At 73.8% G+C, this 19,746-nt stretch carries 15 protein-coding genes and 1 pseudogene; 5 read left to right on the top strand and 11 right to left on the bottom strand.

Annotated features, from left to right (window positions below):
* Positions 1–334 precede the first annotated feature (334 nt).
* Positions 335–1,837: a SulP family inorganic anion transporter gene (locus IQ279_RS19160; RefSeq protein WP_206349931.1), complete on the top strand. Its 1,503-nt coding sequence runs from the start codon at positions 335–337 to the stop codon at positions 1,835–1,837.
* 82 nt (positions 1,838–1,919) lie between these two features.
* Here the strand turns inward: IQ279_RS19160 and IQ279_RS19155 are convergent, their stop codons facing one another.
* The 4 genes from IQ279_RS19155 to IQ279_RS19140 all read right to left on the bottom strand — a co-directional run bounded on the left by IQ279_RS19155 (position 1,920) and on the right by IQ279_RS19140 (position 6,919).
* The gene (locus IQ279_RS19155; RefSeq protein ID WP_206349930.1) at positions 1,920–2,741 is read right to left on the bottom strand and encodes a hypothetical protein; all 822 of its coding nucleotides are present in this window, start codon (positions 2,739–2,741) and stop codon (positions 1,920–1,922) included.
* A gap of 261 nt (positions 2,742–3,002) precedes the next feature.
* Positions 3,003–4,601, bottom strand: a complete 1,599-nt coding sequence (locus tag IQ279_RS19150) for a CAP domain-containing protein (RefSeq protein WP_206349929.1) — start codon at positions 4,599–4,601, stop codon at positions 3,003–3,005.
* A 126-nt stretch (positions 4,602–4,727) separates the two neighbouring features.
* Positions 4,728–6,215, bottom strand: coding sequence for a sensor histidine kinase (locus tag IQ279_RS19145; protein ID WP_206349928.1), 1,488 nt, complete (start codon positions 6,213–6,215; stop codon positions 4,728–4,730).
* A complete protein-coding gene (locus IQ279_RS19140) occupies positions 6,212–6,919 on the bottom strand; it encodes a response regulator transcription factor (protein WP_206349926.1) in 708 nt (235 codons plus the stop codon). The genes IQ279_RS19145 and IQ279_RS19140 overlap by 4 nt, the downstream gene beginning before the upstream one ends.
* A 110-nt stretch (positions 6,920–7,029) precedes the next feature.
* Here IQ279_RS19140 and IQ279_RS19135 point away from each other — a divergent pair, with 110 nt between their 5' ends.
* The 4 genes and pseudogenes from IQ279_RS19135 to IQ279_RS19120 all read left to right on the top strand — a co-directional run bounded on the left by IQ279_RS19135 (position 7,030) and on the right by IQ279_RS19120 (position 10,048).
* The gene (locus IQ279_RS19135) at positions 7,030–7,602 is read left to right on the top strand and encodes a hypothetical protein (protein WP_206349924.1); all 573 of its coding nucleotides are present in this window, start codon (positions 7,030–7,032) and stop codon (positions 7,600–7,602) included.
* 87 nt (positions 7,603–7,689) lie between these two features.
* Positions 7,690–8,430, top strand: a pseudogene (locus IQ279_RS19130) (ArsR/SmtB family transcription factor); the annotation flags it as partial.
* A gap of 180 nt (positions 8,431–8,610) precedes the next feature.
* Entirely contained in the window at positions 8,611–9,168 is a 558-nt protein-coding gene (locus IQ279_RS19125) for a Uma2 family endonuclease (RefSeq protein ID WP_206350023.1), read from the top strand.
* A gap of 52 nt (positions 9,169–9,220) precedes the next feature.
* Positions 9,221–10,048: an isocitrate lyase/PEP mutase family protein gene (locus IQ279_RS19120; protein WP_206349923.1), complete on the top strand. Its 828-nt coding sequence runs from the start codon at positions 9,221–9,223 to the stop codon at positions 10,046–10,048.
* A 34-nt stretch (positions 10,049–10,082) separates the two neighbouring features.
* Here the strand turns inward: IQ279_RS19120 and IQ279_RS19115 are convergent, their stop codons facing one another.
* From IQ279_RS19115 to IQ279_RS19085, 7 genes are all read right to left on the bottom strand, one after another.
* Complete coding sequence (locus tag IQ279_RS19115) at positions 10,083–10,946, bottom strand: ABC transporter permease (RefSeq protein WP_206349922.1); 864 nt, start codon at positions 10,944–10,946, stop codon at positions 10,083–10,085.
* Complete coding sequence (locus tag IQ279_RS19110; protein ID WP_206349921.1) at positions 10,943–11,959, bottom strand: ATP-binding cassette domain-containing protein; 1,017 nt, start codon at positions 11,957–11,959, stop codon at positions 10,943–10,945. The genes IQ279_RS19115 and IQ279_RS19110 overlap by 4 nt, the downstream gene beginning before the upstream one ends.
* A 234-nt stretch (positions 11,960–12,193) precedes the next feature.
* A complete protein-coding gene (locus IQ279_RS19105; protein WP_206349920.1) occupies positions 12,194–12,898 on the bottom strand; it encodes a pentapeptide repeat-containing protein in 705 nt (234 codons plus the stop codon).
* 160 nt (positions 12,899–13,058) lie between these two features.
* Positions 13,059–14,063 (bottom strand): ornithine carbamoyltransferase, encoded by a 1,005-nt coding sequence (argF, locus tag IQ279_RS19100; RefSeq protein ID WP_206349919.1) that lies wholly within the window; start codon positions 14,061–14,063, stop codon positions 13,059–13,061.
* 189 nt (positions 14,064–14,252) lie between these two features.
* Positions 14,253–15,521: an arginine deiminase gene (locus tag IQ279_RS19095; protein WP_206349918.1), complete on the bottom strand. Its 1,269-nt coding sequence runs from the start codon at positions 15,519–15,521 to the stop codon at positions 14,253–14,255.
* 78 nt (positions 15,522–15,599) lie between these two features.
* Complete coding sequence (locus IQ279_RS19090; protein ID WP_206349917.1) at positions 15,600–18,236, bottom strand: polynucleotide kinase-phosphatase; 2,637 nt, start codon at positions 18,234–18,236, stop codon at positions 15,600–15,602.
* The gene (locus IQ279_RS19085) at positions 18,233–19,735 is read right to left on the bottom strand and encodes a 3' terminal RNA ribose 2'-O-methyltransferase Hen1 (protein ID WP_206349916.1); all 1,503 of its coding nucleotides are present in this window, start codon (positions 19,733–19,735) and stop codon (positions 18,233–18,235) included. The genes IQ279_RS19090 and IQ279_RS19085 overlap by 4 nt, the downstream gene beginning before the upstream one ends.
* Positions 19,736–19,746: the final 11 nt, after the last annotated feature.

Here is a 19,746-nt window from a genome sequence, read left to right as displayed (position 1 = left end):
CTGATGCCCGAACATTTTTCGGATTCTTAAATCCCAACCCTACCGCGTGATATGAATCACAAGATCCCGCGCGGTGTTTACCTGCGATTTACAGGGCAGCGGTCGCAGTCATCCCTCACGTCAGGGTAGAGTTTGTTTCCGGGCGGAACACCGCCCTCCCGAATCCCGTCGGGCAATGATGCCCGACCGGCGGCCCCCCACGTCCGCCGATCCCCGGTTGCGCCCCCGTCGCCGACGACGGCCGCGGCCGACCGGTCCCTCCCGCTCCCACCCGGAGTCGCGCACGCTGCGCGCGCATGTCCGACGCCTGCGCGCCCGATACGGAAACGGATGCATGTCCGCTGATACCTCCGCAGCCTCGCGGCTGCGCATCTCCCGCCCCGACTGGCTCGCCTCACCCAAGGTCCTCCGCACCGAGGTGCTGGCCGGCCTGGTCGTCGCCCTGGCCCTGATCCCCGAGGCGATCTCTTTCTCGATCATCGCCGGGGTGGACCCGGCCGTCGGCCTGTTCGCCTCCTTCACCATGGCCGTGGTGATCTCGATCGTGGGCGGCCGCAAGGCGATGATCTCGGCCGCCACCGGTGCCATCGCCCTGGTCATCGCCCCGCTCAACCGCGAGCACGGCCTGGGCTACCTGGTCGCCGCGGTCATCCTGGGCGGTCTGATGCAGATCGCGCTCGGCGCGCTCGGGGTGGCCAAGCTGATGCGGTTCGTCCCCCGCAGCGTGATGGTCGGCTTCGTCAACGCGCTCGCCATTCTGATCTTCATGGCGCAGGTGCCGGAGATCACCGACGTGCCCTGGGCGGTCTACCCGCTGGTGGTCGGCGGGCTGGCCCTGATGGTGCTCTTCCCGAAGGTCACCACGGTGGTGCCCGCACCGCTGGTGTCCATCGTCGTCCTGACCGTCATCACCATCGCGGCCGGCATCGCGGTGCCCACCGTCGGCGACAAGGGCGAGCTGCCCTCCGCCCTGCCCGTCCCGGGTCTGCCCGACATCCCCTTCACCACCGACGCGCTGATCACCATCGCTCCTTACGCGTTCGCCCTCGCCCTGGTGGGGCTGATGGAGTCGCTGATGACGGCCAAGCTGGTCGACGACATCACCGACACCCACTCCAACAAGACCCGCGAGTCCATCGGCCAGGGGATCGCCAACGTCGTCACCGGCCTCTTCGGCGGCATGGGCGGCTGCGCGATGATCGGCCAGACCATGATCAACGTGAAGACCTCCGGCGCCCGCACCCGGCTGTCGACCTTCCTCGCCGGCGTCTTCCTGCTGATCCTGGTGGTCACCTTCGGACCCGTCGTCTCCACCATCCCGATGGCCGCCCTGGTCGCGGTGATGATCCTGGTCTCCTTCGCCACCTTCGACTGGCACTCCGTCCAGCCGAGGACGCTCAGGCGGCTGCCCGTCGGCGAGACCGCCGTGATGGCCGTCACCGTCGCCGTGGTCGTGGCCACCCACAACCTCGCCATCGGCGTCGTCGTCGGCGTCATCACCGCCATGGTGATCTTCGCCCGCCGCGTCGCCCACCTCGCCGAGGTCTCCGGCGTCGTCGACCCCGACGGCAAGCAGGCCGTCTACGCGGTCACCGGCGAGCTGTTCTTCGCCTCCTCCAACGACCTGGTCTACCAGTTCGACTACGCCGGCGACCCCGACGACGTCGTCATCGACCTGTCCGACGCCCACATCTGGGACGCCTCCTCGGTCGCCGCCCTGGACGCGATCGAGACCAAGTACGCCGCCCGCGGCAAGAAGGTCACCATCGTCGGTCTCAACAAGGCCAGCGCCGCCATCCACGGCAAGCTCGCCGGGCAGCTCGCCGACAGCCACTGACCGGCGGGACGCTCCCGGAACCGCATCGGCCCTCCGGCGCGAAAGCGCCGGAGGGCCGATGCGCGGGCGGGTGCGGGAGGCGTCAGCCGAGCTTGTCCGTCTGGGCCTCGATGACGGCGGTCGGGAGGTCGAAGTCCTCGCCGCTGCCGGCGGCGGCGATGTTGAAGGAGGAGAAGACGGCCAGCGTGGCGCCCTGGCGGACCACGGCCAGCTTGAGCGGAACCTTCTCGCCCTCCTGCTCGGTGGTCACAGTCCAGGCGGCGGCCTCCTCGCCACCGGTGACCTTCTCCTCCTCGATGCCGGTCACCTTCTGCCCGTCGCCCTTGATGCCCCCGGTGAACCCGCCGGAGCAGGACTCGGCGGCGGTGCGCAGGTCGGCGAGGGCCTTCTGTGCTCCCCCGTCCTCGTAGGAGGTGAGGGTGAGCATCGTCGTCGTGGCGTCGAGGGCGCCCATGATCGCGTCCTCGAAGTTCTCCAGGTCCTCCTCGGTCAGCTCCCCGGAGCCGCCCGTGCCGCCGTCGGCCGGCTTCTCGGGCTCCTGGGTGACGATGCGCTGGGCGGTCGCCGCCGGGTCGCCCAGCGGCACGCCGAGCTGGGCGTGGGCCAGGGGCGCGCACTCGTCCTTGTCGGAGGAGACGTCCTTGGCGGAGACGCTGTCCCCGGCGCCCAGCTCCTCGACCTTGTGGCCCTCCACATCGCCGTCGGCGAGGACGAGCTTCTCCAGCTCGGCGGAGGTCTCCGCCCCCGCGGCCGGCCCGGCGGGGGAGGACTTCTCGGACTTGCCGCCCTTGGCCTTCTCCTCGTCGCCCCCGCCGGCGTCCGAGCCACCGCAGGCGGTGGCCAGCAGGGCCAGGCAGGCCGCGGAGGCGGCGAGGGCGGTACGGCGTACGGCGGTGGATCGCATCGTGTGCTCTTTCTGCTCCGTTGACGGCTCCGGCGCCGTCGCCCGGAGGGCGTGTCCGGCAGCAGGCCCGCCACAGGTCCCTGTGACGGGCCAACTCTAGGAGTCCGCGTCGCGGCGGAGACGGGAAGTTCCGGACCGGCGTTCGATCGTGACGGTGATGTGATCATCCCGGGCCCGGGCCGTGAGCCCCGCCCCGCCCCTCCCCGCCGAGCCGGGGAGGGGCGGGGCGGGCTCGGGGCGGCGGGCGCGGGGGTCAGCCGGTCAGCGGCGCTTGCCGAAGTTCTGGACCCACCAGGGGCCGCCTGCCTTCTCGCTCACCCCGATGCCTATGTCCTGGTAGGAGCAGTTGAGGATGTTCCTGCGGTGGCCGGAACTGTTCATCCAGCCGTTCATCACCTGCTCCGGGGTCCTCTGGCCCCTTGCGATGTTCTCCGCCAGCGCGGACCAGGAGTATCCGGCGGCCTCGACCCGCGAGGCCATGGTGGAGCCGTCGGGGCCGACGTGGGAGAGCACGCCGCGCTCGGCCATGGTCCCGGCGTAGGCCTGGGCGGCGCGGGCCAGCCTCTCGTCCACCGTCAGCGGCCGGCAACCGGCCTCGGCCCGCTCGGCGTTGACCAGCTGGAGCACCCGCCGCGCGGCCGCGCCGTCCGTCTCCGGCTCCGGCTCGGCCGGACGGGAGGTGGTCGGCTCGGGCGCGGTGGTCCGCTCCGGCGCGGTGGGCCGCGGGGTGCCGGGCTCGCCGTCCGCCGGGGGCTTCGAGCCGAGGCCGACGGTCAGGCCGAACTTGTCCAGGACCTCGGTGACGGGCTGGAAGAAGGTGGTGCCGCCCCTGCTGCAGTCGCCGTTGCCGCCCGAGGTGAGGCCGACGGCGATGCTGCCCGCGAAGAGGGCTCCGCCGCTGTCGCCGGGCTGGGCGCACACGTTGGTGCGGATCAGGCCGTGGACCCGGCCCTGCGGGTAGTTGACCGTGGCGTTCAGTCCGGTGACGGTGCCACCGTGCAGGCCCGTGGTGCTGCCGCTGCGCTGGACGCGCTGGCCGACGAACGCATCGCCCGCGCCGGTGATCTCCTGGCTCCTGCCGTTGTAGAGGTTCACGGCGGCGGGGCGCGGGACGTCGGGGTCGTCGTAGCGGATCAGCGCGTAGTCGTCGCCGGGGAAGCTGCTCTCCACGGCCTTGCCCACCCGCTGCCGCGAGGAGTCCCCGCTGCTCCAGGTGGCGCCCTTCTTCGTGCAGTGGCCCGCGGTGACGATGAAGTACTCGTCCCCCTTGCGGGCGTTGAAGCCGGCCGAGCAGCGGGAGCCGCCGGAGGTGATGGCGTCCCCGCCGGCGACGAAGGGCTCGAAGACGCCCTCGATCCGCTCCATTCGGGCCTTGCCGCCCAGCTCGGCGACCTTCTCGCGCAGCTCGCGCCACTTCTTCCCGGTCACGGTCGAGTCCACCGTGACCAGCACCTTGTTGGTGCGGGGGTCCACGGCCCAGGAGGTGCCGGGGGTGCGGGTGCTGCGGTCCAGCGACGACTTGGCCCTGGCGAGCTCCTCGGTGGTGCTCTCCACCTCCTTCGCCACGGCTCCCGCCTTGCGGACCGCCGTCAGGTCGCCGCCGTCGACGACGTTGACGACCAGCTTCTTCCCGGCGGAGTCGTAGTAGGACCCGGCCGCCTCCTCGCCCAGCCTCGCCTCCAGCCGGTGGGCCAGGGTGCTCGCCTGGGCCGCGCTGAGGAGCGAGGGCGCGGGGATGGCGTCCGCCTCGGGCTGCAGCACGACGAACGTGGTGGCCGCCACGGACGCGGCGGCGGCGCCGACGGCCGCCTTCAGCACCATCGGCCGTCTGCGCGCCCGGCGTCCTCGCTGCTGCTTCACCTTCACAGATCCGCTCCGTTCGCTCGTGGGGGGATCGCCCTGGGGCGATGTCCGAGGGGACGCTATCGCCGCAGATCAGCGAGGTGAGCGGGTTTCAAAGTGCCCTCAGGGACAGCTAAGGAACAGCTAAGGCGGGCCCTCCGTCCCCTGCTCCCCGGCCCCCCGCTTCCCGGCCCCCTGCTTGCCCGCCTCCGCTCCCCGCGGCCGTCCGGGGCGGGGAGGCGGGATACGGGGGAGCCGGGGAATGCGGAGCCAGGGCCGGCGCCGCCGCCCGTGGGAGGCGCGCTCGCCGTCCGGGGCGCGCTCGGGGGCCAGTTCCAGTTCCATCCGCACCCGCGCCCCGCCCAGCGGCGCGCGGCCGACCTCCAGCCGGCCCCGTCCGGTGTCGGCGGCGCGGTGGGCTATGTCCAGGCCCAGGCCGGTGGAGCCGCCGACGCTCGCGCCCCGGGCGAGCGCCTGCTCGGGATCGGGGATGCCGGGGCCGGCGTCGTCCACGGTCACCACCACCGCGTGCGCCGTGCGGTGCACCCCCACCGCCAGGGCCGTGCCCTCCGGGGTGTGCCGGAAGACGTTGCCGACCAGGGCGTCGACGGCCGCGGCCAGATCCTCCTCCGGCAGCGTCACGGGAGTGGGCTCGTCCGTCACCGTCACCGCGCAGTCCCGGTCCTGCTGGGCGGCCAGGACCGACCAGAAGTCGGTCCGCGCCGACACCACGCGCGCCGCCTCGCACGAGGCCTTCGACTCCGGTGAGACCGGGGCGAACGAGGCCGCCGACAGGGGCGTGCGGGCCGCCTTGATGATGGAGTCGAGTTCCTCCTCCAGATGGGTGACGGCCGTCTCCAGCCGGTCGGCGTCCTCCCGGTGCAGGCCGGAGGCGATGCGCTCGGACTCCAGGTGCAGCGCCGTCAGCGGTGTCCTGAGGCGGTGGGAGAGGTCGGCCACCAGCTCGCGTTCCATCGCCAGCAGCTCGACGACGCGGTCGGCCATGGTGTTGAACGCGGCGCCGGCCTCCTGAAGTTCGGGAGGCCCCTTCGGCTCCAGCCTCCTGTCCAGGTCCCCCTCGCCCAGGGCGTTGGCGGCGCGCGAGAGGTCCCGCGAGGCGCGCACCACCCGTGCGGCCAGCCGGTCGGCGACCAGCACCGACCCCGCCACCAGGGCCAGCGCCAGCGCCGACATCACCATCCAGGAAGTGCCCACGCCGCGCTCGAACTCGGCGCGCGGCACGAAGGACTCGACCACCGCCACCCGGTCCCTGGCCAGCACCACCGGCTGCAGATGGACCCAGCCCCCCTCGGTGTCCTGGGAGAAGGTCCGCTGCTGCCGGGCCGCCCGCCGCCACGCGTCGGCGGGCGCGTACGAGGCGCCCACCAGCCGTCCGCCGGGCAGGTGGACGCCCAGCCGGCCGGTGTCGTCGACCTCGGCCACCGCCTGCTGGACCTCGTCCGGGCGGGTGGTCAGGGCCAGTACCGGGGCCAGCGCCGCCGCCCGCTGCTCGGCCACCGTGATCGCCCGGGACCTCACCTCGGACTTGACCAGCAGGGCCAGCGGGATCAGGAAGGACAGCGCGACCATGGAGGTGACGGCCAGCGCGACGCCGGCCAGCGTCCGTCTCATCGCGGCGTCACCAGCTTGATGCCCACGCCCCGCACGGTGTGCAGATAGCGCGGCCGGCTCGCCCGCTCGCCGAGCTTGCGGCGCAGGGAGGACACGTGCACGTCCAGGGTCTGCTCCTCGACGTAGGACTGGCGCCACACGTCCGCCAGGACGCGGCGGCGCGGCACCACCCGGTCCGCGCGCTCGGCGAGATAGGCCAGTAGGTCGAACTCGCGCCTGGTCAGGCGCAGTTCACTGCCGTCCAGGAAGACCGACCGCGCCTGCCGGTCGATGACCAGGCCGCCCACGCGTATCGCGCCGTCCCGGGGCTCCGCCTCCAAGGCGCCCGGGCGCTCGGCCGCGGCGGCGGAGCGGCGCAGCACCGCTCCGAGCCGGGCCGCCAACTGCCCGCCGGAGAAGGGCTTGACCAGGTAGTCGTCGGCTCCGGCGTTGAGCAGCCGGATGATCCCGTCCTCGTCGTCGCGCGCGGTGGCCACCAGCACCGGCACCTGCGAGATGCTGCGCAGCATGCGCAGGACGTCGACGCCGTCGAGGTCGGGCAGCCCCAGGTCGAGCACCACCGCGTCCGGCGGCTGCCGCGTCACCTCCCGCAGGGCCTCGAAGCCGTAGGGGGAGCTGCGCACCACGTGGTCGTGCCGGGACAGGACGTCGATGAGCCTGGCCCGTATCACGGGGTCGTCCTCGACCAGAAGTACCGATGCCATGGCCAGGGACGGTAACGGGTGCCGCCGGCGCCTCCGCAACCAGCGTCCCGCCAAGGGGGGCTCGCGGGCCCCCGCACGGGCCGCGGCGGGCGGTCGGGCAGTATGGGGCGGTGCCCCGCTACCTGCGCTACGTACTGCTGTGGCTGTCGTGCACGTCCCTCAGCGTGACGACGGTGAGCCTCACCGTCCAGTTCGTGGTCGGGACGACCCGGCCCACCCCGCCCGTCGCCCGCGACACCCCGGGTACGGTCGTCTCCTCCGCGACGGCGAGCGCCGAGCCGAGCAGGTCCCCCACGCCCAGGCCCACCCCCTCGCCCACCCGGCGCGCCTCCTCCCCCGCCCCCGCGCCGAAGCCGACTCTCTCCCCCACCACCCGTCCCGCCGCCCGCCCCACCCCGTCCCCCTCCGCGAACACCGAGGGCGGCGAGGAGGGCTGCCGTACGGCCGGTGCCGAGGTGCGCACCTTCCAGACCACGGGAGGACGGGCGTCCATCCGGTTCGGCAGCAGCGGCGCCTGCCTGGTCTCGGCGCTGCCGGCCGGCGGCTTCACCGCGGCCACCCAGCGCGGCGGGCCCAGGGAGCTGACCGTGGTCTTCACCGGCGACTCCTTCCGCTCCCAGATCGAGGTCACCTCGCCCACGCCCTCCGGTTACAACGTGGCGGTCAGGGAGTCGACCGTCTGAGGGGGCCCGGGCAACGCCGGGGTACTGCCGCGGTACTGCCGGTCGTTTCGGTGCCCGCCGAAACGACCGGCCCGCATGATGGGCGCCATGGACTCCCCCGGCCTCGCACGCCCGTCCCCCTCCGCACGGCGCCCCGGGCACGCCGGCTCCGGTCTCGCCCGGCTCGCCGGGCTGCTCGCCGACGACACCCGGGCCCTGTTCTGCCTGGCGCTGCTGGACGGCCGGGCGTGGACGGCGGGCGAGCTGGCCCGGCTGGCCCACGTCGCACCGTCCACGGCCGGCGAGCACCTGGACAAACTGGTGGCCGGGGGCCTGCTGGCCCAGGAGCGCCAGGGGCGGCACCGCTACGTGCGGCTGGCAGACCCCTCGTCCGCGCGCCTGGTCGAGGAGCTGGCCGCGCACGCGGGGCCCCCGCCCGCCGCGCGCTCCCTGCGGGAGGCCTCCGCGAACACGGCGATGGCCCGGGCCCGCACCTGCTACGACCATCTGGCCGGGCGCCTGGGGGTCGCGGTCACCGACGCCCTGCTGGAGCGGGGGCTGCTGCGGCAGGAGGCCGGGTTCGCGGTGACCGGGGCCGGGCTGCGGTGGTTCGGTGGGCTCGGCATCGACCTGGAGGCCCGCCCGTACGGCCGCCGCCCGCGGGCCCGCTCCTGCCTGGACTGGACCGAGCGCCGCCACCACCTGGCCGGCGCCGCCGGGGCCGCGCTGTGCCGGCACGCCCTGGAGGCTGGCTGGTGCGAGCGGATCGGCACCCGGCGGGCGCTGCGCGTGACCGCTGCCGGGCGGCACGCCCTGCGCGAACTGCTGGGCCTGACCGGCGCCGACCTGGACGGCGAGCCGGCGGGCACTTCCGGCACGGCGGAGACGGCGGAGGTCACGGCACGAGGACCGCCGCCGGGGCGTTCCCCCGTACGGGCGACACGAGCGCTGGGAAGCGGCGGGCCGTCCCGGATTGCGGTAGACCCGGGAATGTCGTCATGCTGCACCCACACCGTCCGTGGAGGACCGATGAGCGCCCAGTCGCACTCGTATGCAGCCGCCGACCCGGAAACAGCGCTGAAGTACGCGATCCAGCACATCCGGGGGGACCGGGTGCAGATCGTGGAGGGGGTCATCGAGCCGGTGTCACCGAGTTGGGACCACGAGGCCGCGGCGGACGTCGTCCGCGAGCAGATCGGCCCGGCCGTACGGCGGCTCGGCTGTGTCGCGGGATCGGGCAACCTGGATCTGCCCGGAAGCAGCAACTGGTACGTGCCGGATCTGGCCGTCGTCCCCCGGGACCTGGCCAAGGGGGCGGGCGCCCTGCTTCCGGACCAGACACTGCTGGTGGTCGAGGTCACCTCCGAGTCGAACGCCGATACCGACCGCACCGCCAAGCGCCGCCGCTACGCCGAGTACGGAGCGCCGCTGTACCTGCTGGTCGACCGGCAGGAGCGGGCCTGCACGCTCTTCGCCGAGCCGGGCGAACTCGGCTACACCCGGGTGGAGGGGCCGCATCCGTTCGGCACGCCCGTACGGCTGCCCGAGCCGTTCGCGGTGGAGCTGGACACCTCCGCCCTGGGCTGAGCCCCGCAGGGACCGGCGCCGGAGAGGGCGTCGTGGGAGAGGGGAGCCGTCCATGGTGAACACGTCCGCCGCATCCGTCGACTCCGCCGCGTCCGCCGCCTTCCGCGCGCTGCACCGCCGCGGGCGGCCGCTGCTGCTGCCCTGTGCCTGGGACCACGCCTCGGCCGCCGCCCTGGCCGCGCACGGCTTCCCCGCCGTCGGGACCAGCAGCCTGGGCGTTGCCGCCGCGGCCGGACTGCCCGACGCCGCGGGGGCCACGCGGGAGCGGACCCTGGCGCTGGGGCGGCGGCTGGCACGGCTGCCGGTGCCCGTCAGCGTGGACGTCGAGGGCGGGTTCTGCGAGGACCCCGCGCAGGTCGCCCGCCTGGCACGGGAGCTGGCCAGGGCGGGGGTGGCCGGGGTGAACCTGGAGGACGGTCTGCCCGGCGGGCGCCTGGCCGACCCGGCGCACCACGCGGAGAAGATCACGGCCGTCAAGGAGGCCGCCCCGGCGCTGTTCGTCAACGCCCGCACCGACACCCACTGGCTGGCCGCCGACCCCACCACGGCCGCCGCGTCCCGCCGGGCCCGCGCCTACCGGGAGGCCGGGGCGGACGGCGTCTTCGTGCCCGGCCTCACCGACGAGGACGGCATCCGGGCGCTGGCGGGCGAGCTCGACGTGCCGCTGAACGTCCTGTACTCCCCCGGCGGCCCCGCCCGCGAGCGGCTGGCCGAGCTCGGCGCGGCCCGGATCAGCCTGGGGTCGCTGCTGTTCCGCGCCGCCCTCCAGCGGGCCGTGGAGCTGGCCGCCTCCCTCGCCGACCCGGCCGCCCCGCCCCCGCCGCTGCCCACCTACGACGAGACCTGCGCCCTGACCGCCCCCTGGGCGGAGGGGGGCTGAGGCCTCTCCCCTCCGTCCGGGGGCGGCGCGGAACTCACTTGCGGTTGTACAGGCGCATGGTGGCCGTTCCGAAGACGGCCACCAGCACCGCGCCCCACCCCAGCGACCAGGCGATCTCGGTGGCGGGCCAGTCGCCCGCCATCAGTGCGCGCACCGCCGAGGCCAGATGGGTCACGGGGCTGTTGTTGACGAAGGCCTGGAGCCAGCCGGGCATGGTGGACGGGTCGACGAAGACGTTGCTGAGGAACGTCAGCGGAAAGATCACCATCATGCTGACGCCCATCACCGACTTCTCGGTGCGCAGCATCAGGCCGAACATCGTCCAGATCCACGAGAAGGCGAACGCGAAGACGATCAGCAGCGCCACCCCGGCCGCCACTCCGGGCACGCCGCCGGCCGGGCGGAAGCCCAGCACCAGGCCGAGGGCCAGCATCACCGCGCAGGCGATGGTGTAGCGCAGCATGTCGCCGAGCAGATAGCCGACCATCGCCGAGGGGCGCCAGACCGGCAGGGTGCGGAACCGGTCGAAGACGCCCTTGGCGATGTCTATGTTGACCGCCACACCGGTGTACATGGTGATCATCACGATGTTCATCACCAGGATGCCCGGCAGCAGGAACTGCACGTACTGGTCGGTCGATCCGGCCAGCGCGCCCCCGAAGAGGTAGGTGAACATCAGCACCATCATCACCGGGAAGACGGTGACGTCGAAGAGCTGCTCGGGCACGTGCTTGATCTTCAGCACCGCCCGCCATCCGAAGGCGGCGGAGGCGGCCCAGGCGCTTGGGCGGGGCGGGCGCTCCCCGGAGACCAGCAGGCCTGCCAGGGCGTCGGCCGCCGCGGGGGCCGGCTCGCCGACCTCTCCGGTGCGCTGTCCGCGGGTCGTGGCGGTGCTCATGCCGGGATCTCCTCTTCCTCGTTCGCGGACGCGCCGGTACGGGCGGCGGGGCGGTCGGTGAGGGCGAGGAATACCTCGTCCAGACTGGGCTGGCCCAGCGAGAAGGTGTCGACGATGATGCCGGAGCGGGCCAGTTCCGCCAGCGCCCGGGAGGCCTGCTCCGCCGCTCCCGCGCCGTCGCCGTGCAGGCCGACGCGGGCGGTCAGGGCCACCGGGTCGGGGTCGAGCTGGATCCGCGCCTCCAGGACGCGGGCGAGCAGCCGCTCGGCCTCGGGCCGCCGCTCGGCGTCCCGCAGCCGCAGATGCACCGCGCCGGCGCCCACCGATGCCTTCAGCTCGCCCTTGGTGCCCTCGGCGATGACCTTGCCGTGGTCGATGACGGCGATGCGGGAGGCGAGCTGGTCGGCCTCGTCGAGGTACTGGGTGGTCAGCAGCACCGTGGTGCCCCGGGCCACCACCGCCCGCACGATGTCCCACACCTGGTTGCGGCTGCGCGGGTCCAGGCCGGTGGTCGGCTCGTCCAGGAAGAGCAGGTCGGGGGTGTTGAGGATGGACGCGGCGATGTCGATGCGGCGCCGCATGCCGCCCGAGTAGTTCTTGACCTGTTTGCCCGCCGCCTCGGCGAGCCCGAAGGCCTCCAGCAGCTGCTCGGCCCGCCGCCGGGCGGCGGGCTTGCGGTGGCCCAGCAGCCTGCCCAGCAGGACCAGGTTCTCCGCGCCGGTCAGGTCCTCGTCCACCGAGGCGTACTGCCCGGTCAGGCTCACCCGGGCACGCACGGCGTCGGCCTCGTGCAGCACGTCGTGCCCGAAGACCCGGGCCCGGCCGCCGTCGGGGCGCAGCAGGGTGGCGAGCATCTTGACCGTGGTGGTCTTGCCCGCCCCGTTGGGGCCGAGGACCCCGTAGACCGTGCCCGCCGGGACGGCGAGGTCCACGCCGTCCACCGCGCGGGTCTCCCCGAACACCTTGACCAGCCCGGATGTCTCGATCGCCAGGCCGGATGCGCTCTCGCCCATGCTCCGTCGTCCTCGTCGCTCGTCGGTTCCGTTTTCTCTCTCGGCCTTCGGACCGTCCGGGGGCGCCGGACTCATCGCTTCCCGGGGATCTCCCCCGCCGGATCTCCCGGATCTTCCGGATGTCCCAGGTCTCCCGGGTCTCCCGGATCTCCCGGATCTCCCGGAGGTTCCGGGTCTCCCCGGTCGGCGGGGTCGTAACGGATGTGCGGGCACGGTGCGCCTCCTCGGTCGTCCTCAGTCGTCGCGGACCTCGATGCCCAGCGCCCGTGCGAGGGCGGGGGCGAGGTCCAGCAGTTGCGCCGGGCCGACGATCGCGCCCCTGAGCGAGTCGTGGCCCGCCGCGATCCCCAGCCCGGCCGCGTCGCGCAGATCGACCCGCGTGAGCCTCGCCTTCTCCAGCCGCACCCCGTCCAGGACCGAGCCGGGGAACGCCACGCCCTCCAGGGCCGCCTCGCCGAAGTCCACATCGCGCAGCAGACAGTCCACGAAGTACACGTCGCGCAGGCGCGCGGCGCGGAGGTTGACCGAGTCGAGCTTGCAGTTGAAGAACGTCACGCGGCGCATCCGCGCCTCGAACGCCTCCACCCCGGCCAGGGCGCCGGAGACGGCCTCGGTGTCCGTCCAGTCGGTCTCGGCCAGGTCGGCGCCCACCCACCGCACGGTGTGCAGCCACACGTCGTTGAAGCGCGCCCGCCGGTAGCGACCGCCCTCGAACCCGACCGAGGTGAAGGCGGACTCCATGAAGCCGGCGCCGCCGGCGTCCGCGCCGTGGAAGCCGTCCCCGTCGAAGTGGACGGTGTCGTAGGTGCGCTCCCGCTCCAGCCGCCCGCCGCCGTCGAACGGCCGGAGGTACTGCGCGTAGGGCAGGTCGGCCAGCTCCCGTGGAGTCGGCGGGGCGGGGGGTGTGCGCCGGGGGCGCGGGGTTCGCTGGGCGGGCATGGGGGCCTTCCGGGCAGGACGGCGGGTGTCGCCTCGAACCCTAGGCGCACCCTCTGACAATGCCCGTGCGCCCGCGGTGAGCACCATGCCCTCGCGAGGACGGGGCCCCCGCGCCCAGCGAAAGCGGCAGCGTCCTACGCCCCCGCGGGGGTGGCAGCCCCTACGCCCCCGCGAGGGTGGCGACCATGACCGCCTTGATGGTGTGCATGCGGTTCTCCGCCTCGTCGAAGACCACCGAGTGCTCCGACTCGAACACCTCGTCCGTCACCTCCAGCGACTCCAGGCCGTACCGCTGGTGGATCTCCCGGCCCACTGCCGTGCCCAGGTCGTGGAAGGCCGGCAGGCAGTGCAGGAAGCGGACGCGCGGGTTGCCGGTGGCGCGCAGGACGTCCATGGTGACGGCGTACGGCCGCAGCAGCTCGATGCGCTCCTCCCAGACCTCCTTGGGCTCGCCCATCGACACCCACACGTCGGTGGCGACGAAGTCAGCCCCCAGCACACCCTCCTCGACCTTCTCGGTGAGGGTGACGCGCGCGCCGGTGGTCTTCGCCAGGGAGCGGGCGGCGGCGATCACCGGCTCCTCGGGCCACAGGCTCCGCGGTGCCGCGATGCGCACGTCCATGCCGAGCAGGGCGCCGGTGACCAGATAGGAGTTGCCCATGTTGTTGCGGGCGTCGCCGAGGTAGGCGTAGGCGGTCCGCGTCAGCGGCTTGTCGCAGTGCTCGGTCATGGTGAGCGCGTCGGCGAGCATCTGGGTGGGGTGCCAGTCGTCGGTGAGCCCGTTGTAGACGGGGACGCCGGCGTGGGCCGCCAGTTCCTCCACCGCGTCCTGGCTGCTGCCCCGGTACTCGATCGCGTCGTACATCCGCCCCAGCACCCGGGCGGTGTCGCGTACCGACTCCTTGTGGCCGATCTGGGAGCCGGACGGGTCGAGGTAGGTGGTGTGGGCGCCCTGCTGGGCGGCGGCGGTCTCGAAGGCGCAGCGGGTGCGGGTGGAGGTCTTCTCGAAGATCAGCGCGATGCCGCGTCCGCGCAGCCGCTGCTCCTCGGTGCCCGCCCCCCGGGCCGCCTTCAGCTCGGCGGCCAGCTCGATCAGGTGGCGGAACTCCTCGGGGGTGAAGTCCAGCTCCTTGAGGAAGTGGCGGCCAGTGAGATCGATCGCCATGGAGGTCTCCTGGGGACTGTCGCGTCGGATACGGCGGGAAAGCTGGAAGTCTATACGAGCATTCGCATCTCTATGCAGAGAGGGGTGTCCTCGTGCCCGGACCGTACCCGTACGGGCGTCTCCGCTCCCGCGCCCTTCCCCCGCCGCGCCCGTGCTCTCCCCCGGCCTCCCCAGCGCCCGCGCCCGCGCCTACACCGCGTCGCGCTCGACCGGGCAGCTCATGCAGCGCGGCCCGCCCCGGCCCCGGCCCAGCTCGCTGCCGGGGATCGTGATGACCTCGATCCCGCGCTTGCGCAGATGCGTGTTGGTGGTGACGTTGCGCTCGTAGGCGATGACCACCCCCGGTTCGACGGCCAGCACGTTGCAGCCGTCGTCCCACTGCTCGCGCTCGGCCGCGTGCACGTCCTGGGTCGCGGTGAGCACCCGGATGCCGTCCAGGCCGAGGGCCGCGGCGATGGCGCGGTGCATGTGCTCGGGCGGGTGGTCGGTGACCTTCAGCTCCGACTCGGCAGCGCCGGGCTCGATGGTGTAGGAGCGGAGCATGCCCAGGCCCGCGTACTGGGTGAAGGTGTCGCCGTCGACCATCGTCATCACCGTGTCCAGGTGCATCAGGGCGCGCTTCTTGGGCATGTCCAGGGCCACGATGGTGCGGGCCGAGCCCGCCGCGAACAGGCCCTGGGCGAGCATCTCCACCGCCTGCGGAGTGGTGCGCTCGCTCATCCCGATGAGCACCGCGCCGCCTCCGATGACCAGCACGTCCCCGCCCTCGATGGTGGAGGGGTAGGCGCCCTGACCCTCGGACCAGACGTGGAAACCCTTGCTCTCCGGGGCGCCGGGCTCCGGGGAGCCGGGTGCGCCGGAGGCTGCGGCGAACAGCGGGTGGTGGTGGTAGATCGCCTCGAAGTGGATCGTCTCGCGCTGCCGGGCCGGCCAGCGCATGGCGTTGATGGACACCCCGTCGTAGATCCAGGCGGAGGTGTCGCGGGTGAACAGGTGGTTGGGCAGCGGGGCGACCAGGAAGTCGTCCAGGTCCATCACGTGGAAGCGTACCGAGACCGGTTCGGGGTGCCGCTCCAGGTACTCGCGCTTGGTCATCCCGCCCACCAGCGCCTCGGCCAGCTCCGCTCCGGACATCTCGTCGAAGACGGCCCGCAGGTGGTCGGCGGCCAGCGGCCCGTACTCCTTCTCGTGGAAGGTTCGGTCCAGGACGAACGCGCGGGCCGCGGGGACCTCCAGCGACTCCGCCAGCAGGTCGCCGAACAGGTGGACCTCCACGCCCCGGTCGCGCAGGACGTCGGCGAAGCCGTCGTGTTCCTGGCGGGCCCGCCGCACCCACAGCACGTCGTCGAAGAGCAGGTCGTCCCGGTTGGTCGGGGTGAGCCGTTTCAGTTCCAGGTCGGGACGGTGCAGGATGACGCGGCGCAGCCGCCCGGTCTCGGAGTCGACGTGGAATCCCATGCCACCATCCTCACCCCGAGCCGGGCGGCTACACCCCGGCGCACCGTCCGGCCCCCGGCCCGGCGGCCGGAGCCGCGGTCACAGCCTGGGGTCGACCGGCTCGGACTCCAGGGCGAGGACGGCGAAGACCGCCTCGTGCACCCGCCACAGCGGCTCGCCGTCAGCCAGCCGGTCCAGCGCCTCCAGGCCGAGGGCGTACTCGCGCAGGGCCAGGGAGCGCTTGTGGCCCAGGTGGCGTTCCCGCAACCGCCGCAGGTTCTCCTCGCGGGCGTACTCCGGGCCGTAGACGATCCGCAGGTACTCCCGTCCCCGGCACTTGACGCCCGGCTGGACCAGCCGCCCGTCCGGGCCGCGCACCAGGGCGTCCAGCGGCTTGACGACCATGCCCTCGCCCCCGGCCTCCGTCAGCTCCAGCCACCAGTCGGTGCCCGCCGCGACGGACGCCTCGTCGCCGGTGTCCACCACCAGGCGCCCGGTGCGGCGCAGCAGCCCGGTGCCGTCGGCGCCGGCCAGGCGGTCCAGCCAGGCGAGCTGGTCGACGTGCGGTACGGCGGCCAGGCTGCGGCCGCGGACGGCGAGGATCTGGAAAGGGGCGAGTTCCACGCCGTCGAGCCCGTCCACCGGCCGGCAGTAGCGGCCGTACGCCTCGGCGAACGCCGCCGCGTCAGCCGCGCGCTCCCGCTGCCGTGCCAGCAGCCCGTCCACCTTCGAGCCCCGGGAGGCCGCCGCCTCCAGGGCGGCCAGCGCACCGGGGAAGACGGCTCCGGCGGCGGCGCCGACCGCCGCGTACTGCCGCCGCAGCAGCCCGGCCGACTTCAGCGACCAGGGCAGCAGCTCGGCGTCCAGCAGCAGCCAGTCGGTGTCCAGCTCCTCCCACAGCCCGGCGCCGTCGGCGGCGGCGCGCACCCGGGCGAGGACCTCCTCGGTGACGGCCCGGTCGTCGAAGAACGGGCGTCCGGTGCGGGTGTGGAGCGCGCCCGTCTCCCCGCCGGTCACGCCGAACCGCTCGGCCGCGGTGCCCGCGTCGCGGCAGACCAGGGCGACGGCGCGCGAACCCATGTGCTTCTCCTCGCACACCACCTCCGCCACGCCCGCCGACCGGTACTCGGCGAACGCCTCGGCCGGGTGCTCCAGGTAGCCCTCCAGCCTCGAGGTGGCGCAGGGCGCCATCGTCGGCGGGAGGTAGGGCAGCAGGCGCGGGTCGATCGCGAAGCGGCTCATCACCTCCAGCGCGGCGGCGGCGTTCTCCTCGCGCACCGCGACGCGGCCGGCGTGGCGGGTCTCCACCACACGGCGGCCGTGCACGTCGGCCAGGGCGAGCGGGCGGCCCTCGTGCCCGCCGGGCGCGTCCGCCGTCAGCGGTCTCGCCGGCTCGTACCAGACCCGCTCGGCGGGGACGTCCACCAGTTCGCGCTCGGGCCAGCGCAGGGCGGTCAGGGAGCCGCCGAAGACGCAGCCGGTGTCCAGGCAGATGGTGTTGTTCAGCCAGGTCGCGCGCGGGGTGGGGGTGTGGCCGTAGACGACGGCGGCCCGGCCCCGGTAGTCCTCGGCCCACGGGTAGCGCACGGGCAGGCCGAACTCGTCGGTCTCGCCGGTGGTGTCGCCGTACAGGGCGTGGCTGCGGACCCGGCCGGAGGTGCGGCCGTGGTACTTCTCGGGCAGTCCGGCGTGGCAGACGACCAGCGCGCCGCCGTCGAGGACGTAGTGGCTGACGAGCGAGCCGATGAACTCCCCCACCCGCGCGGGGAACTCCGGGTCGGCGGCGGTCTCCTTCCCCAGCTGCTCGATCGTCTCGGCGAGCCCGTGGGTGTGCCGGACGTTGCGGCCCCTCAGGTGCCGGCCGAGCTTGTTCTCGTGGTTGCCTGGGACGCACAGCGCGTGCCCGGCTGCGACCATGCCCATGACCAGGCGCAGCACCCCGGGGCTGTCGGGGCCGCGGTCGACGAGGTCGCCGACGAAGACGGCGGTGCGCCCCTCGGGGTGGCTCGCGTCCACCGCGCGGCCGGCCGCGTCGCGCTCGACCGCGTAGCCGAGCCGGCCCAGCAGGGCCTCCAGCTCGGCACGGCAGCCGTGGACGTCGCCGACGATGTCGAACGGGCCGGTCAGGTGCCGCAGGTCGTTGTAGCGCCGCTCCAGCTCGATCCGGGCGGCGGCCACCTCCTCCACCCCGCGCAGGATGTGCACCTTGCGGAAGCCCTCGCGTTCCAGGGAGCGCAGGGAGCGGCGCAGTTCGCGCCGCTGGCGCGGGATGACGTGGGCGGGCATGTCCGCGCGGTCGGGGCGGGCGGCGTTGCGCTCGGCGCAGACGCGCTCCGGGACGTCCAGGACGATCGCCACGGGCAGCACGTCGTGCTCGCGGGCCAGCCTCACCAGCCGCCGGCGGGCCTCGGTCTGCACGTTGGTGGCGTCCACCACGGTCAGGCGCCCGGCGGCCAGCCGCTTGCCGGTGATGTAGTGCAGTACGTCGAAGGCGTCGGAGCTGGCGCTCTGGTCGTTCTCGTCGTCGGCGACCAGGCCCCGGCAGAAGTCGGAGGAGACGACCTGGGTGGGCGCGAAGTGGGTGCGGGCGAAGGTGGACTTGCCCGCGCCCGTGGTGCCGACCAGCACCACCAGGGACAGGTCGGGTACGGCGAGGGCCGTCGTACGGGCCGGGGCGGGGCCCGCCGTACCGGTCGGGGTGGACGCGGGGGCGGGTGCCGGGGTGCGGTCCGTCATGCGGCTGCCTCCTTCGCGGTGGCCGGGGCGCCGGCCTTCGGTGCCCCGGTGGCCGGTGCCTCGGCGGCCAGGCGGAACAGGGCGAGCTGGGTGGGCGGGCCGACATCGGGATCGTCCTCGCCGACGGGCCGGAACTCCACGGTGTAGCCGTGCCGCTCGGCCACACCCTCGGCCCAGGTGCGGAACTCCTCGCGGGTCCACTCGAAGCGGTGGTCGTGGTGACGCACCCGGCCCGCGGGCAGGGTCTCCCAGCGCACGTTGTACTCGGCGTTGGGCGTGGTGACCACGGCCGTCCCCGGCCGGGCCGCGCCGAAGACGGCGTACTCGGCCGCGGGCAGGCGCGGCGGGTCGATGTGCTCGATCACCTCGCTGAGCACGGCCGCGTCGTAGCCGGACAGCCGGGGGTCGGTGTACGTCAGCGAGCCCTGGGTGAGGGTGACGCGGGCGGCCTGCCGCTCCGGCATCCGCTCAAGGCGCAGTCTGCGCCGCGCCTCGTGCAGGGCGCGCATCGACACGTCCACGCCCGCGATCTCGGTGAAGCGGGTGTCCTTCAGCAGCGCCTGCACCAACTGGCCCTGTCCGCAGCCCAGGTCCAGGACGCGGGCGGCGCCGCTCTCGCGCAGGGCGGCCAGGATCGCCTCACGGCGCCGGACGGCCAGCGGGGCGGGGCGCTCGTCGGTGTCGGCGCCCTCGTCCACGGCGTTGTCCAGCTCCTCGGGCTCGCTGCCGTCGGCCTCGGCCAGACGGGCGAGCTCCAGGCGCTCCAGGGCCTCGCGGGTCAGGCGCCGGCGGCGGGCGAGGTAGCGGTCGGCGATGAGCTCCTGCTCGGGGTGGCGCTCCAGCCAGCCCTCCCCGGCGCGCAGCAGCTTGTCCACCTCGTCGGGGGCGGCCCAGTAGTGCTTGGCGTCGTCCAGCACCGGCAGCAGGACGTACAGGTGGCGCAGCGCGTCGGCGAGCCGCGTCTCGCCCTCCAGCACCAGCGACACACAGCGGGAGTCGCCCCACTCGGGGAAGCGGGTGTCCAGCGGTACCGGCTGGGCGCCCACCGTCCAGCCCAGCGGCTCGAAGAGGCGGCGGACCAGCTCGGGGCCACCGCGAGCGGGCAGCGCCGGCACCTCGATCCGCAGGTACCTTCTCCGCTCGGGCAGTTCGGGCCGGGCGCGGCACTGGCCCTTGAGCGCGCTGGAGAACACCGCGCCCAGCGCCACGGCCAGCAGCGAGGAGGCCACGTACGGGCGGTCGTTGACGTACTGCGCCAGGGCCGAGTCGGGTGCGCCGCCGCGCCCCTTGCCCCGGCCGCGGCGGACCAGGGCGACGGGGTCGACCTCCAGCAGCAGCGCCGCGGTGCAGCGCTCGGGCCCCGCCTCGGGGTAGAAGACGTGCGCGGTGCCGTGGGAGGTGGAGAACTCCTGCGCCCGGTCGGGGTGTTTGTGCAGCAGGAATCCGAGGTCGGTGGCGGGCCGCTCGGCGCTGCCGGTGGTGGTCATCGTCAGGAACACCTGAGCGAGTA

Source organism: Streptomyces verrucosisporus, from assembly GCF_017114865.1.
GTDB classification, from domain to species: Bacteria; Actinomycetota; Actinomycetes; order Streptomycetales; family Streptomycetaceae; genus Streptomyces; species Streptomyces fenghuangensis.
The sequence above is the reverse complement of the archived record's forward strand: the minus strand, read 5'-3'. Positions and strand labels throughout refer to the sequence as shown.

Excerpts from the sequence above, each read along its gene's own strand:
- IQ279_RS19095 (WP_206349918.1), bottom strand. The coding sequence starts at position 15,521 with ATGGGATTCCACGTCGACTCCGAGACCGGGCGGCTGCGCCGCGTCATC.
- IQ279_RS19155 (WP_206349930.1), bottom strand. The coding sequence starts at position 2,741 with ATGCGATCCACCGCCGTACGCCGTACCGCCCTCGCCGCCTCCGCGGCC.
- IQ279_RS19090 (WP_206349917.1), bottom strand. The coding sequence starts at position 18,236 with ATGACGGACCGCACCCCGGCACCCGCCCCCGCGTCCACCCCGACCGGT.
- IQ279_RS19160 (WP_206349931.1), top strand. The coding sequence starts at position 335 with ATGTCCGCTGATACCTCCGCAGCCTCGCGGCTGCGCATCTCCCGCCCC.
- IQ279_RS19125 (WP_206350023.1), top strand. The coding sequence starts at position 8,611 with ATGAGCGCCCAGTCGCACTCGTATGCAGCCGCCGACCCGGAAACAGCG.
- IQ279_RS19140 (WP_206349926.1), bottom strand. The coding sequence starts at position 6,919 with ATGGCATCGGTACTTCTGGTCGAGGACGACCCCGTGATACGGGCCAGG.
- IQ279_RS19145 (WP_206349928.1), bottom strand. The coding sequence starts at position 6,215 with ATGAGACGGACGCTGGCCGGCGTCGCGCTGGCCGTCACCTCCATGGTC.
- IQ279_RS19105 (WP_206349920.1), bottom strand. The coding sequence starts at position 12,898 with ATGCCCGCCCAGCGAACCCCGCGCCCCCGGCGCACACCCCCCGCCCCG.
- IQ279_RS19110 (WP_206349921.1), bottom strand. The coding sequence starts at position 11,959 with ATGGGCGAGAGCGCATCCGGCCTGGCGATCGAGACATCCGGGCTGGTC.
- IQ279_RS19115 (WP_206349922.1), bottom strand. The coding sequence starts at position 10,946 with ATGAGCACCGCCACGACCCGCGGACAGCGCACCGGAGAGGTCGGCGAG.
- IQ279_RS19120 (WP_206349923.1), top strand. The coding sequence starts at position 9,221 with ATGGTGAACACGTCCGCCGCATCCGTCGACTCCGCCGCGTCCGCCGCC.
- argF (WP_206349919.1), bottom strand. The coding sequence starts at position 14,063 with ATGGCGATCGATCTCACTGGCCGCCACTTCCTCAAGGAGCTGGACTTC.